The following is a 23,547-nucleotide window of genomic DNA, read 5'->3' as shown; positions in this document are numbered from 1 at the left end:
ACCGGCGTTCGCTTGGCCCGATCGGCGCCAGTGTTCGCGACGGGAAAATCAGGCGGGAGTCGACTGCCGCGCGGCCGGTAGGCTCCTGCGGTCAGCACTCCCGCCGCCGATATCGCGGGCTGCGGATATGAGTGTCCTGTGCCAGAAGTCCCGTCTACGAAACTAGTCGTGACCACTAGGCGCCCATACGAAGCAAGCCCGTCGCTGCCCACGGCAGGCTCATGTCCAACGCCTCCCCCGTGACCTTGTCGAGTTGCCGCTGCACGGGAATTTGGAGCACTTCGGACTGCGGCTGGACGATCTCCTTCCCTTGCACGTAGAACTCCCTGTCATGGACCGGCTTTGTCACGGCGTAGAGCACGTTGTCGGCCGCCGCGCTGACCGGCCCACCCGGCCAGCGGAATGACTGACGTTGCAATTTCGTTTCAGTGAAGCCAGGATCGACGCAGACCGCGGCGAGCCGAGTCCCAGAACAGGCAGCGACCAGTGAGGCGGTATGCGCGACCAGGGCGAATTTGGATTGCGCATACGCCACCGCAGGGTGATAGCAGCGGTTGCCAAGCGGATCTTGATCAAACGTCGTGACGTCGCGGTAGGCGTCGCAGACGACATTGACGATCCGACCACGCCTGGCCACCAGCAGCAGATCGAACAGCCCAGCGGTCAGAAAAGCCGGAGCCAGGTAATTCACCTGAAAGGCCTGCTCATGCCCATCCTCGGTCAGCGTGTGCGAATACTGACCGACCGTCGCCGCGTTGTTCACGAGAATGTCGAGGTGACCGTAGATCGTGCGAACCCGCCGGATCAGGCGCTCGACATCAGCGAACCGCCCAAAGTCAGCCACGATCGGAACGACGCTGGTGCCCGGGTTCGCGGGTGCCAGCGTAGCGGCCAGCGTCGTCAGCGACTCCGAACGTCGGCCGTGCACCAGAAGTGTGTCAACGAGGCCGGCCAAGCGCTGCGATACCGCTCGGCCGATTCCGTCAGTCGCACCGGTGACGAGTGCGATCGGCCGTGTCCGACGCACTTCGACGTCCGCCCGAGGCGGATCTCTTCGCGCGACGGACACTTCCGGTCCAGCCGTTGGATCCAAGAGTTGAGTCGCGCTGATGTCCATTCGTCCATATCCGTCAGATCCTTCTTCGCGCGCCGACGGTGAATCCGATGGGTCACTTGAGTGCTCACGAAGTTTTTGCATCTCCTGTGGTCAGACGCGGTAGCGCCTCATGCTGAAAGTGGGGATCACCCATGCATATTTACTCCAGTCGGGGAGTAGGCCAAGCGGATGAGCGGAACGGCGCCGAGGCGAGCCAAAGGACTCCTCCGAACCGCCTCTACTTCTTGCCCCATCCAGCGCATCGTCAGCGAACCTAGACCACTTTGTCGGGACACCATACAGTCCGCAAGGACCAGACGTGTGACGCCCGGGGCACCCGTTTGAGCTAATTCCCAAATTACTTTCGGTTGGGGCATCAGCGATATGACGATCTTACTGCTGCGCCCGGGTGACGTCCATTTGGATCTGGCGCCGATCCACCCGTACGGCTGGCGCGCTAGGAGAATTGGGTCTGAAAAGGTTCAGCACGTTCCGTCGACCGCGACATCGTCAGCAGCAAACGCGCAGCCGGCAGCAATGATGCGAGATTGAGACCGACCGGAGGAGCTCACCTGAGATTCGTGAGCCGCCAGCCGCGAAACGGCGCAGGACACGGGGAATACGACATCGGCTTCGGCCTGATCAAAATGCAATTGAAGAACAGTCGCCACATGGGTGCCGCCGCTTCAATTCTCACGCCATGTGTGAAGACCTGGTAGTAGTAGAGAGGCGCTTCGAGTTGGACATGCGTTACGAGGAGTTCTGCCTGGCAGACCCTTGGTTTTACGACACACCGGCCAGGTTGGGCACCGACGCCGACTCGTTCGACCACGTGTGGCGTCCCCTGCCCATGGGATGGGAGTGCACCCGGCGCGGCATCTGGGTGGCAATGAGCTGCCGCGGCCGGACTCTGCCGAGACAGGGCTGGAAGGTGCACGTCTCCGCCAGGTTGGACAACGCAGAGCGCATACTGAAGGCGGTGTGTGACTACTGCTTCCCCCGGGGAATCAGCTTCAAGTTCCTGCACAGCAAGAAGATCTTGTTGACCAAGAACGCCAAGTACGCACCCCGCGAGGACAGCGGAAAGTTCGTCACGATCTACCCCGCGGACTACGCGGAGCTCGAACGGCTTCTTGTGGACCTGTCCGCCGAATTGGCCGGTGAGCACGGGCCATACATCCTGTCGGACCTACGGTACGGAACAGGACCGCTCTACGTACGGTACGGCGCGTTCACCGAACGGTGGCTGGCCGATGACGAGGGCCAGTTCGTTCCGGCGATCGAACGTCCCGACGGAACTCTCGTTGCCGAGCAGTGCAGTCCGGTCTTCGGTTTTCCCGACTGGGCCGAAGTGCCCGAGGTCCTGGCGCCACACCTCGCACGGCGCGACCGTCCACATGAATCGCGTTTTCCGCATCTGGTGGAACGCGCACTGCACTTTTCCAACGGCGGCGGGGTGTACCTCGCCAGGCGCGACATGGGCGACGAATTGGTGGTGCTGAAGGAAGCGCGGCCGCATGCCGGTCTCGACCTTGACGGAACGGACGCCGTCGCGCGGCTGCACCGTGAACGAAATTCCCTTCAGCGGTTGCAGGGCGTGCCAGGCGTGCCGGTGCTGTACGACTGGTTCACCGTATGGGAACACCACTACTTGATGATGGAGTACCTGCCGGGCCGCCGCCTCGACCGGTGGGTGGCCGCCAACTACCCGCTGGCCACGTGTGATTCCGAGCAGGCCGACGTCGCCGCCTACACACGGCGTGCGCTGGGCGTGCTCGACCAGGTCGAGAAGCTGGTCCGCTCGATCCACAAACGCGGAGTCGTCTTCGCCGACCTGCATCCCGGCAACATTCTCCTCGGCGAGGACGACTCGGTCTCGCTGGTGGACTTCGAACTCGCGTTCCTGATCGACGAATCGGACGGCCGCCCCGTCCCCGCGGCTCCCGGGTTCAGCGCGCCGGACGACCGGACCGGGCAGGCGATCGACGACTACGCACTCGCCGCACTGCGGCTGCACATGTTCCTGCCGTTGACACGCATGATGCGGTTCCAGCCCGACAAGGTGAATCTCTACATGGAAGCCATCCAGGAGCGCTTTCCCGTTCCCGACGAGTTCGGCAAGGTCGTGCTCGCCGAGCTCGCGCCGACGAGCGGATCGGTTGTGAACGTCCAGCCGCAGGCGAGGTCCCGCACGACGATGAACGTCGGACGCGACAAGACCCCGACAGCGGTGGAGTTCGATGCGGCACGGCCCGACTGGCACGCGGTCTGCGGGTCACTGATCGAAGCCATCTTGCTCAGCGCGACGCCGGACCGCCAGGATCGGCTGTTTCCCGGCGACATCGAGCAATTCACTGTCGGGGGCGCGTGTTTCGCCTTTGGTGCGGCCGGCGTGCTGCACGCACTCGCGGTCAGTGGTGGCGGCCGCTACATGGAGCACGAGCGTTGGCTGTTGAACTCGGTCCGCCGGGAACGCCCCCACCGGCCGGGTTTCTACGACGGCTCGCACGGCATCGCATACGTGTTGCGGGACTTCGGTTATGTCCACGAAGCGGTCGCGTTGATCGACGAGTCGGCGCCACTGGTGGGGCAACTACATGATCACGGGCTGCACAGCGGCCTGGCCGGGATCGGTCTCAACCTCCTGCATTTCGGTCAGGTCCTGCAGTCAGGGACGTACCTGGCACAGGCGTTGTCCATCGGCGACCGGTTGGCCGAAAAGCCACACCTCACCGCCGGTCGGCGTGGACCTTATGCCACAGCGGGCCTTTTGCGCGGCTGGTCCGGTCCCGGACTGTTCTTCGTCAGGCTGTACGAGCACACGAGTGACCGTTCCTGGCTCGACCTAGCCGCGTGTGCTGTGCAACGGGATCTCGACGAATGCGTCGCACGACCGGACGGCTCACTGCAGGTCCCCGGTGAGGGCGGACAACCGCTACCGCACCTTGGCGTCGGCGCTGCCGGGATCGCGTTGGTCGTCCAGGAACTCGTCCGGCATGTACCGGACACGCAGTGCGCGACCGCGTTGCCGGCCTTGCGGCGCGCCTGCTACCCGGAATTCGTGGCCCAATCCGGATTGTTCGCGGGTAGGGCCGGACTCCTCGGCGCGCTCGCCACACTGCAACGCGGACACGCGGACTTCGACGACGAGCGCGCGCTCACGCGCCACCTGGCACGACTGGGCTGGCACGTGGTGCGCTACCGCGGCGAACTCGCCTTCCCCGGCAACAAGTCACTGCGTCTGTCCATGGACTTCGCCACAGGCACAGCTGGTGTGCTCCGGGCCTTGACCGTCGCGGCGGATCGGTCCGGTGCCTTGCTGCCGTTCCTGGACGCGAGCGCCCCGGCGAAGTGACTGCGTTGCCCTATCCCACGACAGGAGACCTCATGAACCTCATCTTGAGCCTGCAGGGTCTCGAGGTCGAGACTTCGGACGACATGCCGGATCTCGGTGCGGGAGCCCGTACTTGCTGCGGCGGTGACACCGACGGAACTGGCCAGCATGGGCCGTCGGCGTACCGATCACTTGGCCCCGACCACACTCCGCCGCAGACAGAAAGCGACGACTACAGCTATTCGAGTGAAACTGTGTGAGACATCCGGGTGAAACGCGGCCAGAAACACTCCACCCATCCGAACAACATATGGATCCACCAGAAGCGCAAGTTGGCGAAATGTGGCCATATGGCGACTCTCCGCCAATTCTTGAGTCGACCTGCGTCCGAAAAGTCATAACGATGACCACACAGTGGAACACGGAGTTTCGAATTGACCATCAAATGCGCTTTCAAACTGGTTACGGTGACAACTGCGATGGCGCTCTGCGGATTCGTGTCACCAGGTCGCGCCGCGACCGTGAACCAATCGCCGCAAGCGCCGCAACTGTCCACCGAGCTGGACTTAACGATCTCCGAATCCGAAGATCTCGTGTCGGGAACCATGACGCGAGCGAGGAAGCTGAGGTGTGATCCGCCGAGTGGAGATCATCCGTATCCCGACACCGCGTGCCATGACTTGGCAGTCGCCGAAGGCGACCTTGCCCGGCTTCCAGGCGTACCGGGCAAGGTGTGCAGTGGTGTGTACAAGCCAGTGAGCGTGACCGCGCTCGGCGAATGGCGGGGTATCCCGGTGCGCTTCGCACAGAGCTATCGCAATGCCTGCAAGATGATGGCGAGCACCGGGCTGGTGTTCGGCTTCTAAGTTTTCCAGCGTCCTGGTTCGTTTGGTCTGTGCCGCGCAACGCGCGTGACCACGTTGCGCGGGCACAGTCCGTTGTCGTCACTGCACGGGATTCTCTGTCAGCGCGTACGCACGCTGCATGGTTTGGTCCGTGCGGTTGCCGGCGGAATCCAACACTTCGACGTGCAGCGAGACGAATCCGTTTGTCTGGCCGAGCGCCGGGTGTGCGATCGGAACCGCGTACCGGCCACCTTCCCTGGGGACCACCTGGGCGCGCTGCCAGTCGCGACCATCGTTGGTCGAGTACCACAGCCGGAACTCGATGATGCGGCCAGCCGGTTGCGCGCCCTCATGATGTCCGGCAACGACATCGAAGGTGTACACGCGGCCAGCAGGCGCTTGGTTGAGCAGGTCGAGCCCGAGTTGGTAGTCGATCTGGATGACGGGCTGATAGGCACACTTGGCCCACAAGCCCAGGCAGGTATAGCCGGGCGGCATCGTGCCGGTCGGTGGCGCCGAACGGAAGGTCGCCACTGTGTTGACCCGAGGTGTCAGCCGGTTGATCGCCCCGTTGGGCCAGCCGTACACGGGCTTAGCCGGCCACTCGTCGTCGATCTCGAGCCGGTAGATGTCCGGCCGCTCGTCGAGGCGGAACAGTGGCACGCGCAGCGGACTGGTCTGTCCTGGAATCTCCTGGCCACGGCGGTACACCCGGACCTTGCTGAGGTACTTGCCCGACTGCCACGGTTCGATGAAGTGTCCGCGGTGGGAGTCCTTCAAATGGACGTCCGGCAGTAAATCGCCCGTGTCGCTCCGGCACGGCGAGCACAGCCGGGGGAAGGCACCGTACGTGTGAGTGGCCGCGCCGCCGCGAATCGGTGCCTGGAACCAGCGCTCCTGAGGCCGTGTGCCCGCTGTGCGGAACACGTCTTCAGACAGCATGTTGAACGTCGTGGACCAGTCGGGCGCTCCGCCTTGGCCCGGTGCCATCTGGGACACGAAACGCTTCCAGAACACCTTGTCGTCGGCTGGTCCGATGTATTCCTTCCACTGGGACGGCCCCTGGAACTGGGTTCCGTTGAGCGCGACGCTGGACGGGGTGTCGGTGGGCAGCGCGAACCACCTCTTGCTGAATATGGTGTCGGGCTTGTCACCGTGGTAGCGGGTGTCGACCGCGACCAGCGTGGCAGGGTCGACCTTGTTGAGATGCCTGGCAGGCACTCCATTGCGATCGCGGAAGTACAGGTTGTACATGTACTCCGGCTTGCTGCGGACAGCGATCGAGAGTGTGGTGTCGCCGCGCTTGGACAGCTCACGCAACCGCGCGCCTTCCTCACTGCTCAACGACAGGTGCGGTTGTGCGTCATGAGCCACTCCCTGGATGGGCAGTGCACCTGGCATATCGAGGAAGGTCAGGGTCGCCACCGCGCCGGCTTGTCTGGCCTGGGCCACCGCGGTCTGCGCAGCTCGCACAGCATGCTCCGGCAGGTCGGCGCCGTTGATTCCGGCGGGAACGCCGAGCCGGACCAGCGCCACCTTGTCCTTGGCCGCCTGGAAGTCCGCCGGCTTGGCCGAGTCGACGGAGACGACCTGCAACTCCCGGTGGCCGGCGAGTCCGCCAGCGATGGTGACCGCGTCGTACAGCGGGTGCAGCGCCAGCTGCTGTGGTGCGCGGACGCGGAGGTCCACCAGGGCTTGTCCCAGCGTCAGGTGGTCCTGCGAGCCCACTGTTCCGTGCCCAGCCGCGGCACTGGGCGTGATGTACGTCTGCCAGCCGGATCCTGACGTGAGCACACCGCTCGCGAAGGCCGTGAACGCTCCTGGCAGGTAGCGCCGCACTGCGGTGTACCGCTCCCTGATGTCGGTCGGCTCCCGGGTCTCCACCTGCATGGGCACGGCCGCACGCGCGTCCAACGCGATGGTGCTCGGCGCGTCCACAGCGACCGCGGCGGCGGCCATCAGGGTGGCGCGTCGAACGTCGAGCGCCGGTTCGACAACGGATGCGACGGTCGAGTACTTGCCTTTCGGCACGCTGACGGTGCCGGTTCCGTTGTCCAACCACATATCGAACGTCGCAGGGACGAAGGGATCGTTGTTCCTGGCGTTTGCCCAGTCATAGTCGTCACGGACGACCGTCAGCGGGCGCGAAGGAGGCGCGTTCCCGCGAGAGTCCGTCATCTTCACAGTGAGGGGAAAGTGCTCGGCTTCGTCGTAGAAGCTGATCGGCGTCCGGATGGCGATACCGTCCGTCTTGTCGATGGCTGTGATCAACCCGCCGTAGGCTCCCGCCGGGCCGATCGTGGGGTCGATCCGCACCCCGATCGTGGCCTGCCCCTTGGCAGGCACGACGACGGTGCTCTTGTCCAGCGACACCACACCGCCGGGCGCTGCGCCGCCGGTCCACACCGTTGCCGACGCGGTCAGCGAGAGGGACACATCCCGTTCGGTGACGTTGGTGTAAGTCACCGTCCGTGTCGTCGCGATCTGTCCGTCCGGATAGGACAATCGACCGAACCCGACCGACGACGGCCCGACAACCTTGTCGGCCAACATCCCGGGGATGTTGAGTCGCCCGGAGCCTTGCTCGTACCACGAAGCGCCGACGTCCTTGGCGCTCGTGGTGAGCAACGCCTTCAGCTCACCGGATCGCCAACTGGGATGTTTCTGGGCGAGCAGCGCGGCCGCGCCGGCCACGTGCGGCGTCGCCATGGATGTCCCCGACAACTGGGTGTACTTCTCACCAACCACCGGACCGAGGTTGGTCCCGGCGGCGCGGGCGGCGACGATGTTCACACCGGGCGCCACGATCTCCGGTTTCACCATGGCGTCGCCCAACCGCGGTCCACGCGCGGAGAAGGCGGCGAGGCGATCGGACTTGTCCACGGCTCCGACCGCGAGCGCGGAACTGGCCACTGCCGGTGTCTCCACCGCTGTGATGCCACCGGAATTGCCTGCCGCGGCCACGAACAGCGCGCCTGTTTCCGTGGTGAGCTTGTTGACCAACTCACTGAGTACGTCGTCGCCCGCGGAGGGGCCCCCGCCGAGACTCATGTTGACCACGCGCGCGCCAGCGTGCACCGCCCATTCCATGCCGGCCATGACCTGTGAGAGCTCACCGGAACCAAAGTGGTTGAGCACCTTGCCGTTGAGCAGCCGTGCGCCGCTGGCCACTCCTCGGTACTTGCCACCCGAGGCTGCCCCTGATCCGGCGATGATGGACGCGACGTGGGTTCCGTGGCCGTAACCGTCACCGGTGTCCGGATCTGCCGTGAAATTGCGCGAGTCGGCGATCCTGCCGGCCAGATCGGGGTGCTGGGCGTCGATGCCGGTGTCCAGCACCGCGACCGTCACTCCCTGACCGTCCAGCCCGGTCTTCCACGCCTCAGGCGCACCGACCTGCGACACACTCTTGTCGAGGCTGGCCTTGACCTTGCGGTCAAGCCGGAGCTTTGCGACGCCGCCACCGAGTGCGCGCTTGCCTGCTCGATCGCCCCCCACCTCTCCGGCCAGAGCCCGCCAGAACTCGTTCGCGTCAGTTCGCTTCACCCGCACCGCGGCCGCGTTCACGGTCGGCAAGGTCACTGTCCGGTCGCTACCCGGCAGATCATCTGTCTGACGGGTGACCGCATCGGCGGGCACGTTCCGGTCGTAGCTCACGATCACAGGCAGCTTGTCGCTGGCCGCGTCACCGAGACCTTCCTTGACCAACTCCTTGACATCGAACAATTCCGGGTCCACAGCACCCGACGCCAGGTAAGGCGCGGCATCGGACGGGACCACGAAATAGCCGTCCGGGCTACTGCTGGTCTCGAAAACCGGTCGCGGGCCGGATCGGGGTGCCGCCTCGATCGACAGCGTCGTTTGTCCACCGTTTCGTTCGGTATAGGTGACCACGTCACCGGTCAACAGCGTTACCCGATGCCGCTGTTCACTGCTTGTACTTGATTGACCACCAGGTGCGACCGTTTGATGGCTGTCATTCAATGCGTACTCGGCATGCGCTTCGGGTACTGCCGAAATCGCGAACACTACGCCGAGCACGAGCCCGCGTAAGCCATACCGAGCGTGTAATAGGCCATTCTGGTGACGGGTCAGTTGTGCGCGCATAGGTCCTCATCTCTGTGGACTACAGGTAATTTCTGCCGATACGGAGGACGTGAACCACTTCCTCCGTTCGCGCTCTGTCCTCTGTTGTCCTCGCTTACTCCGGCATTGTCAGCTTGACCGGTTATGCCACTTAGTGCTGTAAAGAATGACGCCAGGAGTGGCCCCTGGCACCAGGAGATCGTCGGCGTAGTTTCGTCAATGTCCACAATTGGCCGTAACGGATGCTCGGCACGATCTGCGGCAGGTTCGTCTTCTCCGTTGCCCTCGTTGGCGGATCGTTGATGGGTTGACCGGTAGCCAAGCCGTGATCCGGAAGGGTCGGCCAACATGACCGGAATGCGATACGGGAGAAGTACCTAAGCGCCTACCTGAAACCGGCGGGGTGGAGTACGTTTCCTCTTGTCATGGACACACACAGATACCGCCGAGCGCCTGATGATTCTTATTGGCAGGAATGCGTCAACCTCCGTCCATCGTTGCTCAGGATTGCTGCGTCGCGCTGCCAGGGCATCCTCGACCCTGAGGACATCGTGCAGGAGGCGTTCCTCCGCGGCGCGCAGGCCCGCCACCTGGAACTCAAGTCACTGCGACCGTTTCTCGTCACGGTGATCCAACGGTTGTGCGTCGACGAAGCACGTCGCAGGGCAGTGGCCGGACGGCTGGGCATGCACCCCCGGCTCCTGCCGCCCGCGTCCGAGGATCCCGCCGAACTCGCGTGTGACAGGGCGGAGGCTCGTTGGCTCGCGGACAGGTCGGCAGGCCTCTCGCCAAGCGATCGCAGACTGCTGTCGCTGTTGACAACAGGCCGTGCCCCCAAGGAAATCGCCGACGAACTGGGGACCACCCCACAAAGCACGTACTCCGCCGTGTACCGGCTGCGCCGCCGGATCAGCCTTGCCTGCTCGAGGGGAACCTGACCGGCCCGGCTGGTCGGGCGGGAATGGGCGCCTAGGGGCGTCCCCCACTCCCGCCCTCGAGAAGCTGCCTCCCGTCCGCCCCATCAGGACAATGCCCTGCCCACTGCCCCTTCGCTGGGGTGCTGACGCTGGGAGCAACCTCCCGTCACCGCACAATGGCCCATCCATCGCAGCGGTAAAACAACAGACGGTGGCGCACTATCGCCACCGTCGTCCATTCGCCTCCCCGAAGGCTGCCCACTCTCGCGGAGCCGCGCCGGAATCAGTGGTCACGACCGGCGGTGATCAGGATCAGCGAGGCGTACGTGGATTCCGCTCAACGATCCGGCGGCCAGAAGACCGTTCAGTCGGACCACGAACCACCCAAAGCGACGTGTCCCCGCACCACCGGCCGGCCTTATCAGGAAAACCGGGCGGACGTCATCGAGGGTATCTATCCACCCATTTCCCGCCGCGCGGCCGTGGTCGAGAGAATCAAGCGGGATTCCACGACGCCCGCGTCAAGTCGGCGTTGTCGACAGGCAACCTCATGTGCTCCCCCATAACCGCACCGAGGAGCTCTTATCCCGCTGCCGGAATAGGCACTACCCGACCACATCCGGGCCTCACTCGCCACGACACCTCGTCAGCAATCAGCGGCCTCGGCCGGGTTCAGGTAGGTAGTCGGGTAGTTATCCCCTCACCTCACCTCGGCGCTTCCGCAACTCTCAATGCCCACACGGCCAATGCGGCTGGCAGCCGCCGAGAAAAGGGGATGTCGTTGTCTGAGCGAGTATCCGCCCGGCTCAGAGTCACACCATGCGGCTCTTCCACACCCGCCGCTCGTCGGCTGATCTCGCTGCGGGACGCCGCGCTTTCCGCAAGTCAACACGGCTGGCCGGTGCTGCCGGGTTCGGTCTGGCGGCAATCTCGCTACTACAACGCCATCACCAACGCGAGCACCAACGGCCTGACGCCAGTTGTGCCACGCCAGCACGCCACTGTCGACCGCCAGCAGGTGCGAGCTTGGTGGCAGACCCTGCCACACGCGGTGCTGTTGGTCACCGGGAAGGCGTTCGACGTGATCTCGGTGCCGATGTCCTGGGGAATCAGTGCGGCCAAACATTCGATGCTCCGTCACGATCCCGCCCCGATGATCGTCACGCCCGAGCGGATGGCGCATTTTCTGGTCACCGTCCCGGCAACATTGCACGTAGAACTGCCCCGCTGGCCGCGGGTGGTGCTGGCCGAGCCGCTGTCGGTGGTGCCGGCACCCCCGACGCGGATGGACGGCAACCTAGTCAAGTGGTGGATAACTCCAAACCGCACCGACTGGACACCCGGCGATCCAGCACTCGTTCAACGCGCCCTGGTCGCCACCGCATCCGGCAACGCGGCGAGAGAGACGTGAACGACATGCGCGACTTCTGACCAGCGCCCACGAACTCGCGGTCGGACCAGCCGGATGCCCTGACCGGCTCGCACTCGAGTCCACCGCGTGCCCGCGCGTCCATCCAGCGCGGGCAGGCCGCAGCGCTCCGACCCACCCCCCGGCAATCCGGGGCGCTGCGGCTTCCTCGAATCGACGTAGACCCGGTTTCCATGACACCGGCCGAGCAGGCCATCAGGCAGCGGATACCAGACAGTGCTCCCCGGCCATGAACAGGAACATCCCAGAGACCTGGCGCCTCCTCCGCAGCGCCGTCGCCGGTGACCATCTGGTCCTGTAAGGACAGTCCATTGCGGATGGACTATCTTCTGCCAACCATCAAAGATCAAGTTCGAGTACTAGTACCGCGTCCAGCCGGGAAGCGGCGAAGTCGACCGCCAGGATATGGCTCGGGCTGTAGAACCGCGCGGTCTGGATCGCCGTCAACCCGATCGGCCCAGCACCGACGGCCTCATGGCCAAGGACCCTGCCCGGCTCGACCTTCCGGCACGTCACCCTCGAGGATGTGCAAGTCCGTGCCGCAGATCGGCACGGCGTCCACCTTGATGATCGCGTCGGTGGGGTCGCGCGACTCCGGCTTCGGGACGTCTTCCCAGGTTCGGCGGCCAGGGCCGTGGTGGACCAACGCCTTCAGATTTCCTCCTCGCTACTTACCTCCCGAGGTTCCCACCAGCAGGCACGCACCGGTTAGGGCCGCCTGCCCTGGCGGACAAGGGCGAAAGTCCCGAGATCGGTGGAGCACCTGGCCCTGATGCCGGCACGGCGCACGCCTCACCGTGGGCGCGACGAAAGGAGGCATGATGTTCGCGCCACGACTGGTCATCCAGTATTCGGAGTTCGCCGTAGCCATCCGTGCGGCGTGGGTGGTAAATGGCGCGACCACCTGCGGCACACGGTGATCCGCCGCGGCGATCCGGGCATCGACGATGCCCGCCTGCCCGGTTCTCTCCTGGTAGCCGAGTGTTGGACGTGTTCTGGCCGGTTGGGACCTGCCCGAGCAGCGCAGGGTCGACTGCCGGTGACGTTTAATGTCCACAATGGACGATTAACCGTCACGTAAGTCCCACTTGCCCCACACACCACTCCTGTTACCCGAGTTGGTGCCGTGAAGGTCACCTTCACGGCATCCAACGCACCAGAAGTTCCCCTCACGAACCGTCGCGGGCCTCAATTAAGGCCACTGTGGACAGTCCGGTGTGCGTCAGTGACGCGGCCACACCTTGCTTGCAGGCCGGGCCACCCGCGTTGCGCACCTCTGGAGATCAACCTCGCGCCGCACGCCTGCAGACCACCTCTGAAGTGCGAGAACTCTCTCAATCTAATTTAAGTCAGTGGCATTGGGGCTATTCCCGGGAATGGCAGTGCCGTTCGGCCCTGTCCGGTCCTTCACCCGCGAGATCGCCGAAGTCATCGGCGATCAGATCGAGTCGGCGCGCTGTGAAGTCAGCGTACTTCCCGCTCAGGATGCCTGAAGATAACGAACACTACGACGCTGTCGTACTCGGCAACGTGTTGCTTCTCGACCTGCTGCCCAAGGCCCGTATCGCGCAGGGTCTTTCGCCCCAAGCGGAGAACCGCGCCCAGCCAACAGGATTGAGCCAGATCCAGCGAGAAGGAGGTTTCGATGTCCGTTCACGACATCCCGAACAAGGCCTTTGAAGTCACCCCGCACCAGGCCGCGGCCAGCGCACCGGCACACGGTGCCGTGATGACCACGACCGCGAGCAAATGGACGGCTGTGCTGCGAATCGGCACCGGACTACTGTTCCTGTGGGCGTTTCTGGACAAGATGTTCGGCTTCGGCTACACCACCGGTTCCGCGAACGCGTGGATCAACGGCGGCTCGCCCACCAAGGGATTCCTCAGCCGCGTCGACGTCGGGCCGTTTGCCGATACCTTGCGCGGCTGGGCAGGTGGCTGGCTGGCTGACTGGCTGTTGATGCTCGGCCTGTTCGGCATCGGCGTCGCCGTCACACTCGGCATCGGTCTGCGGATCTCCGCGATCGCGGGCACCGTCATGATGCTGATGATGTGGGTCGCCGAGTGGCCGCCCGACCGCTTCACCGAAGCTGGTCAACCCAGTATGTCCACCAACCCGATCATCGACTACCACATCATCTACGCCATCGTGCTGATCGTCGCCGCGGTGACTTACGCGGGCAACACGTGGGGTTTCGGCCGCAAGTGGGCCGATCTCGGCTTCGTCCGCGGCAACCACTGGCTGACCTGATTCAAGCCCGGCTCCCTATCCCTTCAGGTAGGGCGCCAACCCCTTGCACAGACAGCATCCACAACGGTGCGCGATGGCCACTGGTAGCCAGTGGCGAGACTCCGCCGACGACAGCTAGTGACGGGTGAGGTGGGGGCACAGCATCCTTAGTGTCGTGTCTGCGTACCCGGCACCGTGGTCGGTTTCGGCTGTCATCGTCCGCAGACTGTCCACAAGGGACACTATGGTGTGGGCGGTTCGACTGGTGGGGAGGCGTTCGGGCCGAATGTGTCTCGCTCCTCGTGGCCGTTTACCCGTCGGCGACCACGAGGCCATGACATGACCCGTATCAAGTCGCGTGGGCTGAAAGGCAATCTCCCGGCCGAGATCACCAGTTTCCTCGGTCGGCGGCGAGAGATCACTGTAACCAAGCGCCTGTTGTCCAGTGCTCGACTGGTGACTCTGACCGGGGTTGGCGGGATCGGTAAGACTCGGCTGGCGTTGCGTGTGGCCGCGGAGGTTCATAAGGGGTTTCCGGACGGTGTGTGGTTGGTCGAGTTGGCGGCGCTGACCGATGACAAGCTGCTGACCCAGGCGGTCGCTGATGTTCTGGGGATTCAGGATCGGTCGGTTCGGCCGTTGCTGGACACCGTCTCGGACTACCTTGCCGACAAACGGCTGCTGCTGGTGCTGGACAACTGCGAGCATCTGGTGGACACCTGCGTGACGCTGGCGGACAGGCTGCTGCGCGCGGCGCCGGGACTGCGGATCCTGGCCACCAGCCGGCATGCGCTGCGCACGACCGGCGAACACCTCCTGGAGGTGCGCCCGCTTCCCATTCCAGACCCGGACCGCGCAAGCAGCCCACGGAAGCGCTATGCGGCGGTGTGCCTGTTCGGGGAGCGTGCCGCCGCCGCGCTGCCGGGTTTCCGGGTGGACGCGGCGAACCGCGACACCGTCGCAGGGATCTGCCATCGGCTGGACGGCATCCCGCTGGCCATCGAACTGGCCGCGGTCCGGGTGCGGGCGCTGCCGGTCCACCAGATTCTGCGCAGACTGGACGACTACTTCGAGTTCCTCGCCGAAGGAAGCCGAACCTCGATCCCCCGCCTGCAAACACTGCATGCGACGATCGACTGGAGCTTCGACCTGTGCTCGGTCGAGGAACAGGACATGTGGGCACGGGCATCCGAATTCATCGGCGAATTCGACCTGGACGCGGCCCACGCCGTCTGCGCGGGCGAAGGCATCGCCAGCGATGGCGTTCTCGACCTCGTCGACGGACTGGTCGACAAGTCCATCCTGACACGGACGAACCGGGATGGAGCCACAGTGCGCTGGCGGATGCTGGAACCCATCCGCCAGTACGGCCAGGAACGACTGGCCTCGTCCGGTCACCGAACGACCGTACGGACCCAGCACCGCGACCACTACCAGCGCCTGACCGAGCGGGCCGAGCGGGACTGGCTGGGCCCGAACGAGGTGGAGCGGTTCGGCCAGCTTCGGCGCGACCACGCCAACCTGCGCGCCGCGCTGGAGTTCTGCCTGACTGAACCCGGCGAGGAGCGGCGCGGCCTCGAGATCGCGGCCGTGTCGTGGCTCTACTGGTTCCTCTCCTGCTCCCATACCGAAGGCCGCTACTGGCTCGATCGGGCACTGGCGGCGAATCCGGAACCGAGTCCGGCACGCGCCAAAGCCCTGTGGGTCAATGGCGAACTCGCCATTTTCCAGGCTGACATCGCCGCGGGACTGTCGATGGTCGAGGAATGCCGCGGCTTGGCACAGCGGCTCGGCGACGAATCGGCCCTCGCCCATGCCGCCCGAGTCACTGGCGTGGCCACGTTCTTCCAGAACGACGTCCCCAGCGGAATCCAGCTCCACAAGGACACGATCACCTGTCTTCAAGCGGCTGGGGATCATGGCGGCCTCTGGCTCACCCTGTTCCAGCTGGCCGTGATTTTTGCCCAACCCGAACGGGCCGTCGCCTACGGCCAGGCGTGTCTGGCCCTGTCGGATCCCCGCGCCCACCTGTCCAGGTCCTGGGCACTGTGGGCGCTCGGTATCGGCCGCTGGTTGGCCGGCGACTGGCAGGCGGCAGACAGATTGATTCGCGATGGCCTGCGCATCAACCAACCGTTCACCAACCGGTGGGGCCTGGCGCACAGTATCGAGATACTGGGCTGGATCGCGGCCGCCGAGGGCCGGTACAGACGTGCCGCACGATTGCTCGGCGCAGCCGACAACCTGTGGCGATCGACCGGCGTGCGACTGACCGTGCTCAGGTATCTGGCGCCGTCGCACGACCAATGCGAGCAACAATCCCGCCAGTCACTCGGAGACGACACCTTCACTGTCGCATTCCGCGAAGGAACCCGCCTCACCACCGACGACGCCATCGCCTGCGCACTCGAACTACGGCGAAACTAAACGGACTGGAATCCTCCACCGTGTACTTCGGCACAATGTCGTCACTGACCTTCTTGCGCCACCTCTCGATGACGACGCCATCCGTTTGGTGAAGGCGAGTTTCCTGAGAGAACCTGGACGTCAAACACGTTGGGTTCCAAGAACTTCAGCGCAGTTGAGGACACCGGCGACTCCCGTCTGTCGCTTATGGACAGGATCTTAACGGCCTGGCGAAAGTGGGTCTTGTGGCCCTGTACCCGCGCTGCGCACAGGAGTTGCGTTGAGGGTGACGATGAAAGGAGGAAAAGATGACGAGCATGATTCCACGTGGAAGCTTCTTCCCTGACATGGTCCGGTTCCTGGAGAGCGGGTTGCCGTTCGTGCCGTTCAGCGGACGCCGCACGGTCCGGATCGAGGACTACCGGGACGACGGCAACTACGTGGTGCGTGCGGAACTGCCGGGAATGGACCCCGAGAAGGACATCGCGATCACCGTCGAGGGCAGCGAACTGTTGATCAAGGCTGAGCGGACCGTCGAGAAGCACGACGACACGCACAGCGAGTTCTCGTACGGATCGTTCGCCCGGAGGGTGCACCTGCCGAAGGCGGCCGTTGTCGAGAAAGTCACCGCACGGTATGACACAGGCATCCTCGAGGTAACGGTGCCGCTCAACGAATCCTCGGAGAGCAAGGGGATTCAGGTCCAGATCGACAAGAAGGAGTAAGGAACCGGCGGGGCGAGTAGGCACCTGGGTGCTTCTCGCCGCCGCCATCCGATCGGCGTGCTCCATCGCGCCGCGCGTACAGCAGACCTCGAACCATCGACTCCTACGACAACGGCCTTGTTCATCACGACTGCCTGACGACATCGACGAACGTCCGTCGTGGGCTTGGCTTCGGCACGCGAGTCGCGCGGCCGAACCGCATCAACGCGTGCGGGAAACCAGGCAGCTGCAACTTCTCGCCCAGTCCGGCTCGGACTTCGGGCACTTGTAGCGACTGGGTGATCAGCGAGGCGGCGAGTCCGAGTCGGGTAGCGGTCAGCCAGGCTCGTTGAATCGCCTGTCCGGCAAGCACATGATCCCACCTGGTGTCGTCGATCGTTTCCACGACGAAGACGCATTCCTTGGTGATCAACGACGTCAGCGTCTCATGGTCGGGTGCCGGGTCGCCGCTGTGCACGAGGCCTCCGAACAGACCGTGCCCGATCCGGTCGGCCGGGATACCCAGCCGTACCTTGCCCCGGTCGACCGTCAACGCCTGCAGTTCGCGCAGATAACGGTGATCGTGCCGGAGGACTTGGACAGCGTGCTGGGTCAGCGCGGCCACCGTCTCCGCTTCCTCGCGCCCGGTGACGCGGTGATAGCTGACACGTTCGCCGACAAGGGCATGCTTCACGGCGCGGATCTCGTCTTCCGACAGGGGATCACCATCGAACCCGAACCGGTGGCTACGCCGGTACGGAATGGCCCGGTACAGGTCTCGTTCCGAGCTGGTCGGAACGTATGGCCGGACTGCGGTCACACTGGCGACCAGGTCTGGGTGCCCGTGGTCGGGAAACGGTGTCGTGGTGGTCTCCCAGCCGAGGTGGCGCACCGCCAGTTCGAGGTTGGTCACCGCGGCACCGCAGGAGATCAGCCTGTCCCGGTCTTTCGGGTCGTGGCGCGGGATCGCGTCATCCCAGCGCTCGAACACCTGCACGCTGCGTTCGTGCAACTCCAGCACCCACGGCTGAATGTTGTGCACCGATGGGGCTTGCGTCACCGCCTGGAACATCAGACGGACCTCGCCGGGCGCCCAGAAGGACATGACTGCTCACCCCAATGTCAGTACAGCGGGCCCACGGTCAGTTGTGTGTTCTCTGCCGCCTCGGTCACCGGAGCCCAACAGGGCTTCGTGCAACCGGCTGTAGCCGTGACTGCCCACCACCAGCACCCGGTCGATGTGGACGTCCTTATCCGCTTGCTCATGATGTCCTCCTCGGATCTCTTCGGCGCCAACGGTCCCCGTGTTGCGTGCGCCGCGATACAGCCAGGCGCCCCGACCAATTCAGGTCTTTCGGCCTCTTTCCGCGTGGCGGGTGCCCCTATCCGCAGGCCTCACAGCGCGACGACTGTGGAGTGGAGCGTGCAGACGTAGTGGAGGAACGATGACCCGCACAACCGAGCCGAGCCTTATCCCCCGCCAGCCGCACGTCCGTCGGCCACGCATCGCGGTCGGAACAGACGGAACGCCGTGGGGCGACGCGGCGTTGGACTGGGCGCTCCGGCAGGCCGCCACACAGAACGCATCGGTCGACGTGTTCGCCGCGGAGTCCTCGGACGACCAAGCCATCACCCGACGCCTCGCCGCGTACCCCTGGCTGTTCAGCACAGTCACTGTGTCACCGGACTCGCCGGTCAAGTCACTCCTCGATGCCAGTATCGACCACGACACCCTGGTCATCGGCTACCGAGGCCGCCGACGCGGCCCGTTCGGCGTTGGCCGCTCAGTTCTGCCGGTCGTGACCGAGTCCCATTGCGACACCGTAGTCATCCGCGGCGAAACCCGAGCGGTACAAGGCGAACACAGGTGGATCACTGCTGCCCTTGGCGGTCAGCACGACGAGCTCGTCATCCACCGAGCGGTCCAGTTCGCCGTCCGAACCAGAAGCAAGCTCAGGCTCATCCACGCGGCTCCGTTGCCCGGTACGCACACCGTAGCTGTACGGACGGACCCGGCCGAAGTCCTTCAACGTGGATATGACCTCGTTCGTGCGACAGCATCCGATCTGATTCCCAGTCTGCGCCTCATCCGCAGCCAGCCACATGAAGCCGCCAGGGCCTGCGACCGGAGCGACTTGCTCGTGATCGGTCCTGGCGGCAACCCCGGGACGTTGTCCGTGATCACCTCATCCGCCCTGCACATGGCCCCGTGCCCAGTGTTGGTGGTGAAACCACTGTGACCACTTCAGACAGCGGAGGAAACCACGACAATGCGACTCGGCATCAAGTTGATCAGACCAGGAAGAACACGGCTACCGCCACCGCGACCACCGGCGCCGCCAACCACGCCGCCAGACGCAGGGCAAAGCGTCCACCGCCGAGTCCACCAGCCAAGCTCAATTTCACGACTGTGTTCGTGGCCAAGGCCAGTGCACACGCGAGCACTGCCGTACCAACGGTGATGGCCTGGGGCACAAGTGAAGCGGCCGCGACTGCGGACGCATGCGCGTCGGCGAGGCCACCTGCCGCGGCAGCGGCCAGTGCTCCCCCGCCGCCGAGCCAGTCCGCCGCGGCTCTGGTCGTGACCAAGAGGATCACCAGTACTGCAGCGAGCACCAGTGCCGACTTCAACGACATCGGCCGGGTCAGCAGCGGATCAGTGTCACCGTCCTCGTTCTCGGGCCGTTGACGCCACACCAGCCACCCTATTTCAGCTAGCAACACAAGTATCCCGGCAGCGGCGGCAGGCAAGAAACGAAGCGCGACAGCGGGACTCGCGACGGCCGTGACCGCCACCATCTGAACGAGTGTCGCGATGTTGACGGCCAGCAATCCCGGCATCAGCGACGCACCACCCGTGGCAGATTTCCGTGCGAGCACAGCAGTCGTCGCCGACCCGGAGACGAAACCACCAGCAAAGCCCGCCACGATCAGCCCCCACCGCTGGCCGAACCAACGGGTACCAAGGTAGCCAGCCCACCCGATCAGTGTGATCGCGATGACCAACACCCAAATCCTCGCCGGGTTCAACACACCGTAAGGCCCAAGCGGACGGTCAGGAAGCAACGGCAGCACCACGAAAGCGACCACGAACAACGTCATCGCATCCGTCACATCGCGATCGGTGACCAACCGGGTGGCGAACCTGTGCAACGGCCGCTTGGCCGCCAGCAATGCCGCGGCGACCACTCCCGCTGGCACCGCGAGTTCAGGGCGAACCCAAGCCAGGGCACCGAGCAGATAGGCCGCTATCGCCGCGATCTCAGTCGTCGCACCGATATCAGCATGCTCGCTACGTGCTCCTTGCAGATACCAGGCCACCACGAGTGCTGCCACGGCGGCGAGCCCGACTCCCAGCGCAACCGGTGATAACGCGGCAGCGACGCCACCAGCCAACGCGATCAACGGAAACGTCCGCGAACCCGCTGGCCGGATCCGGTCCGCGGCCGTGTCATGCTCCCGTTCGAGGCCGAACAACAGCCCGATCGCGAGTGCTGTGGCCAGATGTGCCAAGGCAGTCGTGATGTCCATGGCGCTACACCAGGACTCGTTCGCCGTCGCGTGGAACCACGGCGTACTCGCTTCGCAGTCGTTCGGCAAGCGCTGTTGATGCTTCCCGTTCGCCGTGCACCGGATACGTCACCGACGGCTCCGGGCCGCGATCGCGGGAGATGATGTCATGTTTGGATCCTGTGCCTCAGCTGATCACCGTAAGCAGAGGCTTTGGACAGGGGCGGATGAGGCCCTTCGCCCCCTGATGCCACTCGGCTGCTCCGCGCGGGACTTCCGCCCCTATGTCCTCCGACAGCGGGCCTCGCATCCTGTGCCGAAGTGCGAAACACATTCATGGCTGGAGCAGACGATGACAGTGCGACGAGAACTCGAGGCCCTGGACCGCGAGCAGTCCCTGGACCTGTTGCACACGGTACGGGTGGGGCGTCTGGTGTTCACCGAGGAGGCATTGCCCGCGGTGCAGCCGGTCAACTTCCGTCTGTATCTGGATGATATCGTCATCCGGGTCGCGGGCGGCGGGAAACTGCGGTCAGCCACCGGAAACGCCGTCGTCGGCTTCCAGGCCGACGAGCTGGACCCGGACCTGCGCGAGGGGTGGAGTGTGACCGTTGTCGGCCATGCGAACCTGATCCGCGACACGGACGAACTCGTTGAGATGTCGGGAATCTGCTTGCAGCCGTGGGTGAGTGGCCGACGAGACCACTTCATCCGGATCGAGGCCGAGAAAGTGACTGGGCGCCGGCTGTACATCGCGGACGCCGCCCAGCCACGGCCTGCCTGATCACGAGCGCCCATCCCGCCATATCGTCCCACGCACAGCTCATCCGGTCGCGGACCTCGATCACGCCGGGGATCTTGGGGACCAAGCGGCCGGAGGTCACGGCGTGAAACCACACCGAGCACCTCGTGATCGTCCACGACGAACAGTCGCCGGACACCGCGGCGAGCGAGTTCCCGCGCATCGAATCCTCCTCGAGGAGTTGTGATCCCACTGTCGAGGAAGGCTTTACGGTGTCGATAGGGGCCAAAGACCTGGCACGCCAGGGCATCAGGACGCACACTGCGTGTCCCCTTGGCGCAACGCGATAGCCGATGATTTTCGTGCCAACCACTTCGTGCCCGCCACGAATGAGCTCCAGTGGGTCGCCAACTGCCCCGGCGGGCGATAGCCTCGCCGGAGGCAAGGTACATCCCGGCCCAAACAAGGTGAGACGGCTAGTGAGTGACGGATCTGGTGATCGGGCGTTTCCCGATCTGAAGCAGTTGCGGCTGGACACGCTGCTGCGCGAGCTGATGGATCGGGCAGCCGAGGTGCTCGAATCCCAGGACCGGATCCACCGCCTGCTCGACGCCGTGGTCTCGGTGGCCAGTGACCTGTCGCTGCCGGACGTATTGCGCCGGATCGTGCAGTCGTCCATCGACCTGGTCGGTGCCCGCTACGCGGCGATGGGTGTCTTGGCGCCGGAGGGCACCAGCCTGCAGGAGTTCATCTACATCGGCATCGACGACCAGCAGCGCGAGCTGATCGGCGATCTGCCGCACGGCAAGGGAATCCTCGGTCTGCTGATCAATCACCCGGAACCGATCCGGATCCCGGACCTGCACGAACACCCGCAGTCGTACGGTTTCCCGCCCAACCACCCGCCGATGAACTCCTTCCTCGGCGTACCAGTCCGAGTGCGCGGCGCGGTGTTCGGAAACCTTTACCTCACGGAGAAAAAAGGTAGCAACGAGTTCACCGAACAAGACCAGACCGTTGTCATCGCGCTGGCCGCCGCGGCGGGTATCGCGATCGAGAACGCCCGGCTGTTCGCCCAAAGCCAGCAACGGGAAACCTGGCTGCGTGCGTCCAACGAGCTCAACAGCGCCCTGTTGTCCGGACAAACCACGTCCGGTGCGCTCAAGCTGGTGGCGCACCGCGCTGTCGAGGTCTCCAATGCCCCGTTCGCCGCGATCGTGCTGTCGGATGACGACGGCGAGCAGCTCACGTTCGAGGTGGTCGAGCACTCCGGCTCGGCCGGTCTGGTCGGCCAGCACATCGAGGTCCGCGGCAGCCAGCTCGGCGAGGTGTACACCACCGGCGAAGCCCGCATTGTGCACAAACTGTCGGCCGCGGGCTGGGCGGTCGACGCTCCCGAGGTGCTCGAGGAGCTGGGTTCGGCGGTGCTGGTGCCGTTGGCGGCCGGTGAGAACGTGCTCGGTGTGCTTGTCATCGCCAATCAGCGTGGCCAGGCGCCTTTCTGGGACAGCGACCTGCAGATGGTGAAGACGTTCGCCGGCCATGCGGCGCTGGCCATCGAGTACGCCCGCGCGCAGGAGGACCGGCAGCGGCTGGTGGTGTTCGAAGACCGTGACCGGATCGCCCGTGAACTGCACGACCAGGTGATCCAGCGGCTGTTCGCGATCGGGCTCGGCCTGGAGGGACTGTCCCGGCTGATCGCCAAACCCGAGATCGGCCGTCGGGTCACCGGGTTCGTCGAGGAGATCGACCAGACCATCCGGGAGATCCGCCGGAGCATCTTCTCGCTGCAGGAAGAACCCGGCTCCGGGCCGGTCAGCCTGCGCGGCGAGTTGCTCAGAGTGATCCAGGACGGTGCCAACGCGTTGGGTTTCGAGCCGACCGTGAACATGGACGGCCCCCTGGACAGCCTCGTCCCCGACGACCTACGGCCCGACGTGCTGGCCACACTGCGGGAGACCCTGTCCAACGCCGCGCGGCACGCGGAGGCGAACACGGTCCTGATCACCGTCAACGCCGACCGGCAGGGCAAAGGCCTGAAGCTGGCCGTGCGTGACGACGGCAAAGGCATCCCGGAGGATCTCCCACGGCAGAGCGGGCTGGCCAACATCGCCGAACGCGCCAGCCGCTGGCACGGCACGTGCGACATCGAGACCGCGCCGGGCAGCGGGACCACCGTCACCTGGGAAGTTCCGCTGCCGACGGACGATTAGTGGTCACGATCGTTAGTACGTTGGGGGTATTCGGC

At 64.8% G+C, this 23,547-nt stretch carries 19 protein-coding genes and 1 pseudogene; 13 read left to right on the top strand and 7 right to left on the bottom strand.

The features are described from left to right. Positions 1–175 precede the first annotated feature (175 nt). Positions 176–1,027, bottom strand: a complete 852-nt coding sequence (locus LWC34_RS04590) for an SDR family NAD(P)-dependent oxidoreductase (protein ID WP_233723143.1) — start codon at positions 1,025–1,027, stop codon at positions 176–178. An 814-nt stretch (positions 1,028–1,841) separates the two neighbouring features. Here LWC34_RS04590 and lanKC point away from each other — a divergent pair. The 3 genes from lanKC to LWC34_RS04575 all read left to right on the top strand — a co-directional run bounded on the left by lanKC (position 1,842) and on the right by LWC34_RS04575 (position 5,296). After that, positions 1,842–4,451, top strand: coding sequence for a class III lanthionine synthetase LanKC (lanKC, locus tag LWC34_RS04585; RefSeq protein ID WP_233723142.1), 2,610 nt, complete (start codon positions 1,842–1,844; stop codon positions 4,449–4,451). A 32-nt stretch (positions 4,452–4,483) separates the two neighbouring features. After that, positions 4,484–4,690 (top strand): hypothetical protein, encoded by a 207-nt coding sequence (locus LWC34_RS04580; RefSeq protein WP_233723141.1) that lies wholly within the window; start codon positions 4,484–4,486, stop codon positions 4,688–4,690. A gap of 207 nt (positions 4,691–4,897) precedes the next feature. After that, the gene (locus LWC34_RS04575; protein WP_233723140.1) at positions 4,898–5,296 is read left to right on the top strand and encodes an SSI family serine proteinase inhibitor; all 399 of its coding nucleotides are present in this window, start codon (positions 4,898–4,900) and stop codon (positions 5,294–5,296) included. Positions 5,297–5,374: 78 nt separating this feature from the next. Here the strand turns inward: LWC34_RS04575 and LWC34_RS04570 are convergent, their stop codons facing one another. Then, positions 5,375–9,181, bottom strand: a complete 3,807-nt coding sequence (locus LWC34_RS04570) for a S8 family peptidase (RefSeq protein ID WP_233723139.1) — start codon at positions 9,179–9,181, stop codon at positions 5,375–5,377. A gap of 605 nt (positions 9,182–9,786) precedes the next feature. Here LWC34_RS04570 and LWC34_RS04565 point away from each other — a divergent pair. Both LWC34_RS04565 and LWC34_RS04560 read left to right on the top strand, forming a co-directional pair. After that, positions 9,787–10,299, top strand: a complete 513-nt coding sequence (locus LWC34_RS04565; protein ID WP_233723138.1) for an RNA polymerase sigma factor — start codon at positions 9,787–9,789, stop codon at positions 10,297–10,299. A gap of 760 nt (positions 10,300–11,059) precedes the next feature. Next, the gene (locus LWC34_RS04560; RefSeq protein ID WP_233723137.1) at positions 11,060–11,689 is read left to right on the top strand and encodes a bifunctional DNA primase/polymerase; all 630 of its coding nucleotides are present in this window, start codon (positions 11,060–11,062) and stop codon (positions 11,687–11,689) included. Between the two features lie 357 nt (positions 11,690–12,046). Here the strand turns inward: LWC34_RS04560 and LWC34_RS04555 are convergent, their stop codons facing one another. Beyond that, positions 12,047–12,223, bottom strand: a complete 177-nt coding sequence (locus tag LWC34_RS04555) for a hypothetical protein (protein WP_233723136.1) — start codon at positions 12,221–12,223, stop codon at positions 12,047–12,049. A gap of 836 nt (positions 12,224–13,059) precedes the next feature. On the opposite strand from LWC34_RS04555, the gene LWC34_RS04550 reads away from it, so the two are divergent. The 5 genes from LWC34_RS04550 (at position 13,060) to LWC34_RS04530 (ending at position 17,068) form a co-directional block, all read left to right on the top strand. Next, positions 13,060–13,200, top strand: a complete 141-nt coding sequence (locus LWC34_RS04550; protein WP_233723135.1) for a hypothetical protein — start codon at positions 13,060–13,062, stop codon at positions 13,198–13,200. Next, positions 13,193–13,387: a hypothetical protein gene (locus LWC34_RS04545; RefSeq protein WP_233723134.1), complete on the top strand. Its 195-nt coding sequence runs from the start codon at positions 13,193–13,195 to the stop codon at positions 13,385–13,387. The genes LWC34_RS04550 and LWC34_RS04545 overlap by 8 nt, the downstream gene beginning before the upstream one ends. Beyond that, positions 13,353–13,958 carry a DoxX family protein gene (locus LWC34_RS04540; RefSeq protein ID WP_372496422.1) on the top strand — a complete coding sequence of 202 codons (606 nt, stop codon included), beginning with the start codon at positions 13,353–13,355 and terminating at the stop codon, positions 13,956–13,958. The genes LWC34_RS04545 and LWC34_RS04540 overlap by 35 nt, the downstream gene beginning before the upstream one ends. 318 nt (positions 13,959–14,276) lie before the next feature. Beyond that, complete coding sequence (locus LWC34_RS04535; protein ID WP_233723133.1) at positions 14,277–16,364, top strand: ATP-binding protein; 2,088 nt, start codon at positions 14,277–14,279, stop codon at positions 16,362–16,364. Between the two features lie 287 nt (positions 16,365–16,651). After that, positions 16,652–17,068, top strand: coding sequence for an Hsp20/alpha crystallin family protein (locus LWC34_RS04530; RefSeq protein WP_233723132.1), 417 nt, complete (start codon positions 16,652–16,654; stop codon positions 17,066–17,068). Positions 17,069–17,192: 124 nt separating this feature from the next. Here the strand turns inward: LWC34_RS04530 and LWC34_RS04525 are convergent, their stop codons facing one another. Further along, entirely contained in the window at positions 17,193–18,152 is a 960-nt protein-coding gene (locus tag LWC34_RS04525; protein WP_233723131.1) for an Acg family FMN-binding oxidoreductase, read from the bottom strand. A gap of 340 nt (positions 18,153–18,492) precedes the next feature. On the opposite strand from LWC34_RS04525, the gene LWC34_RS04520 reads away from it, so the two are divergent. Then, complete coding sequence (locus tag LWC34_RS04520) at positions 18,493–19,287, top strand: putative universal stress family protein (RefSeq protein WP_233723130.1); 795 nt, start codon at positions 18,493–18,495, stop codon at positions 19,285–19,287. Positions 19,288–19,339: 52 nt separating this feature from the next. Here the strand turns inward: LWC34_RS04520 and LWC34_RS04515 are convergent, their stop codons facing one another. Further along, positions 19,340–20,578, bottom strand: coding sequence for an MgtC/SapB family protein (locus LWC34_RS04515; protein ID WP_233723129.1), 1,239 nt, complete (start codon positions 20,576–20,578; stop codon positions 19,340–19,342). A gap of 4 nt (positions 20,579–20,582) precedes the next feature. Beyond that, positions 20,583–20,720 (bottom strand): MBL fold metallo-hydrolase RNA specificity domain-containing protein, encoded by a 138-nt coding sequence (locus LWC34_RS04510; RefSeq protein ID WP_372496516.1) that lies wholly within the window; start codon positions 20,718–20,720, stop codon positions 20,583–20,585. A gap of 189 nt (positions 20,721–20,909) precedes the next feature. Between LWC34_RS04510 and LWC34_RS04505 the strand changes: the two genes are divergently transcribed. Further along, positions 20,910–21,341, top strand: coding sequence for a pyridoxamine 5'-phosphate oxidase family protein (locus tag LWC34_RS04505; protein ID WP_233723127.1), 432 nt, complete (start codon positions 20,910–20,912; stop codon positions 21,339–21,341). Positions 21,342–21,442: 101 nt separating this feature from the next. Here the strand turns inward: LWC34_RS04505 and LWC34_RS04500 are convergent. Then, positions 21,443–21,751, bottom strand: a pseudogene (locus LWC34_RS04500) (hypothetical protein); the annotation flags it as partial. A gap of 27 nt (positions 21,752–21,778) precedes the next feature. Between LWC34_RS04500 and LWC34_RS04495 the strand changes: the two are divergent. Next, entirely contained in the window at positions 21,779–23,512 is a 1,734-nt protein-coding gene (locus LWC34_RS04495; RefSeq protein WP_233723126.1) for a GAF domain-containing sensor histidine kinase, read from the top strand. The last annotated feature ends 35 nt before the right edge of the window (positions 23,513–23,547 follow it).

Source organism: Kibdelosporangium philippinense, from assembly GCF_021390435.2.
In the GTDB taxonomy this organism is placed as follows: Bacteria; Actinomycetota; Actinomycetes; order Mycobacteriales; family Pseudonocardiaceae; genus Kibdelosporangium; species Kibdelosporangium philippinense.
The sequence above is the reverse complement of the archived record's forward strand: the minus strand, read 5'-3'. Positions and strand labels throughout refer to the sequence as shown.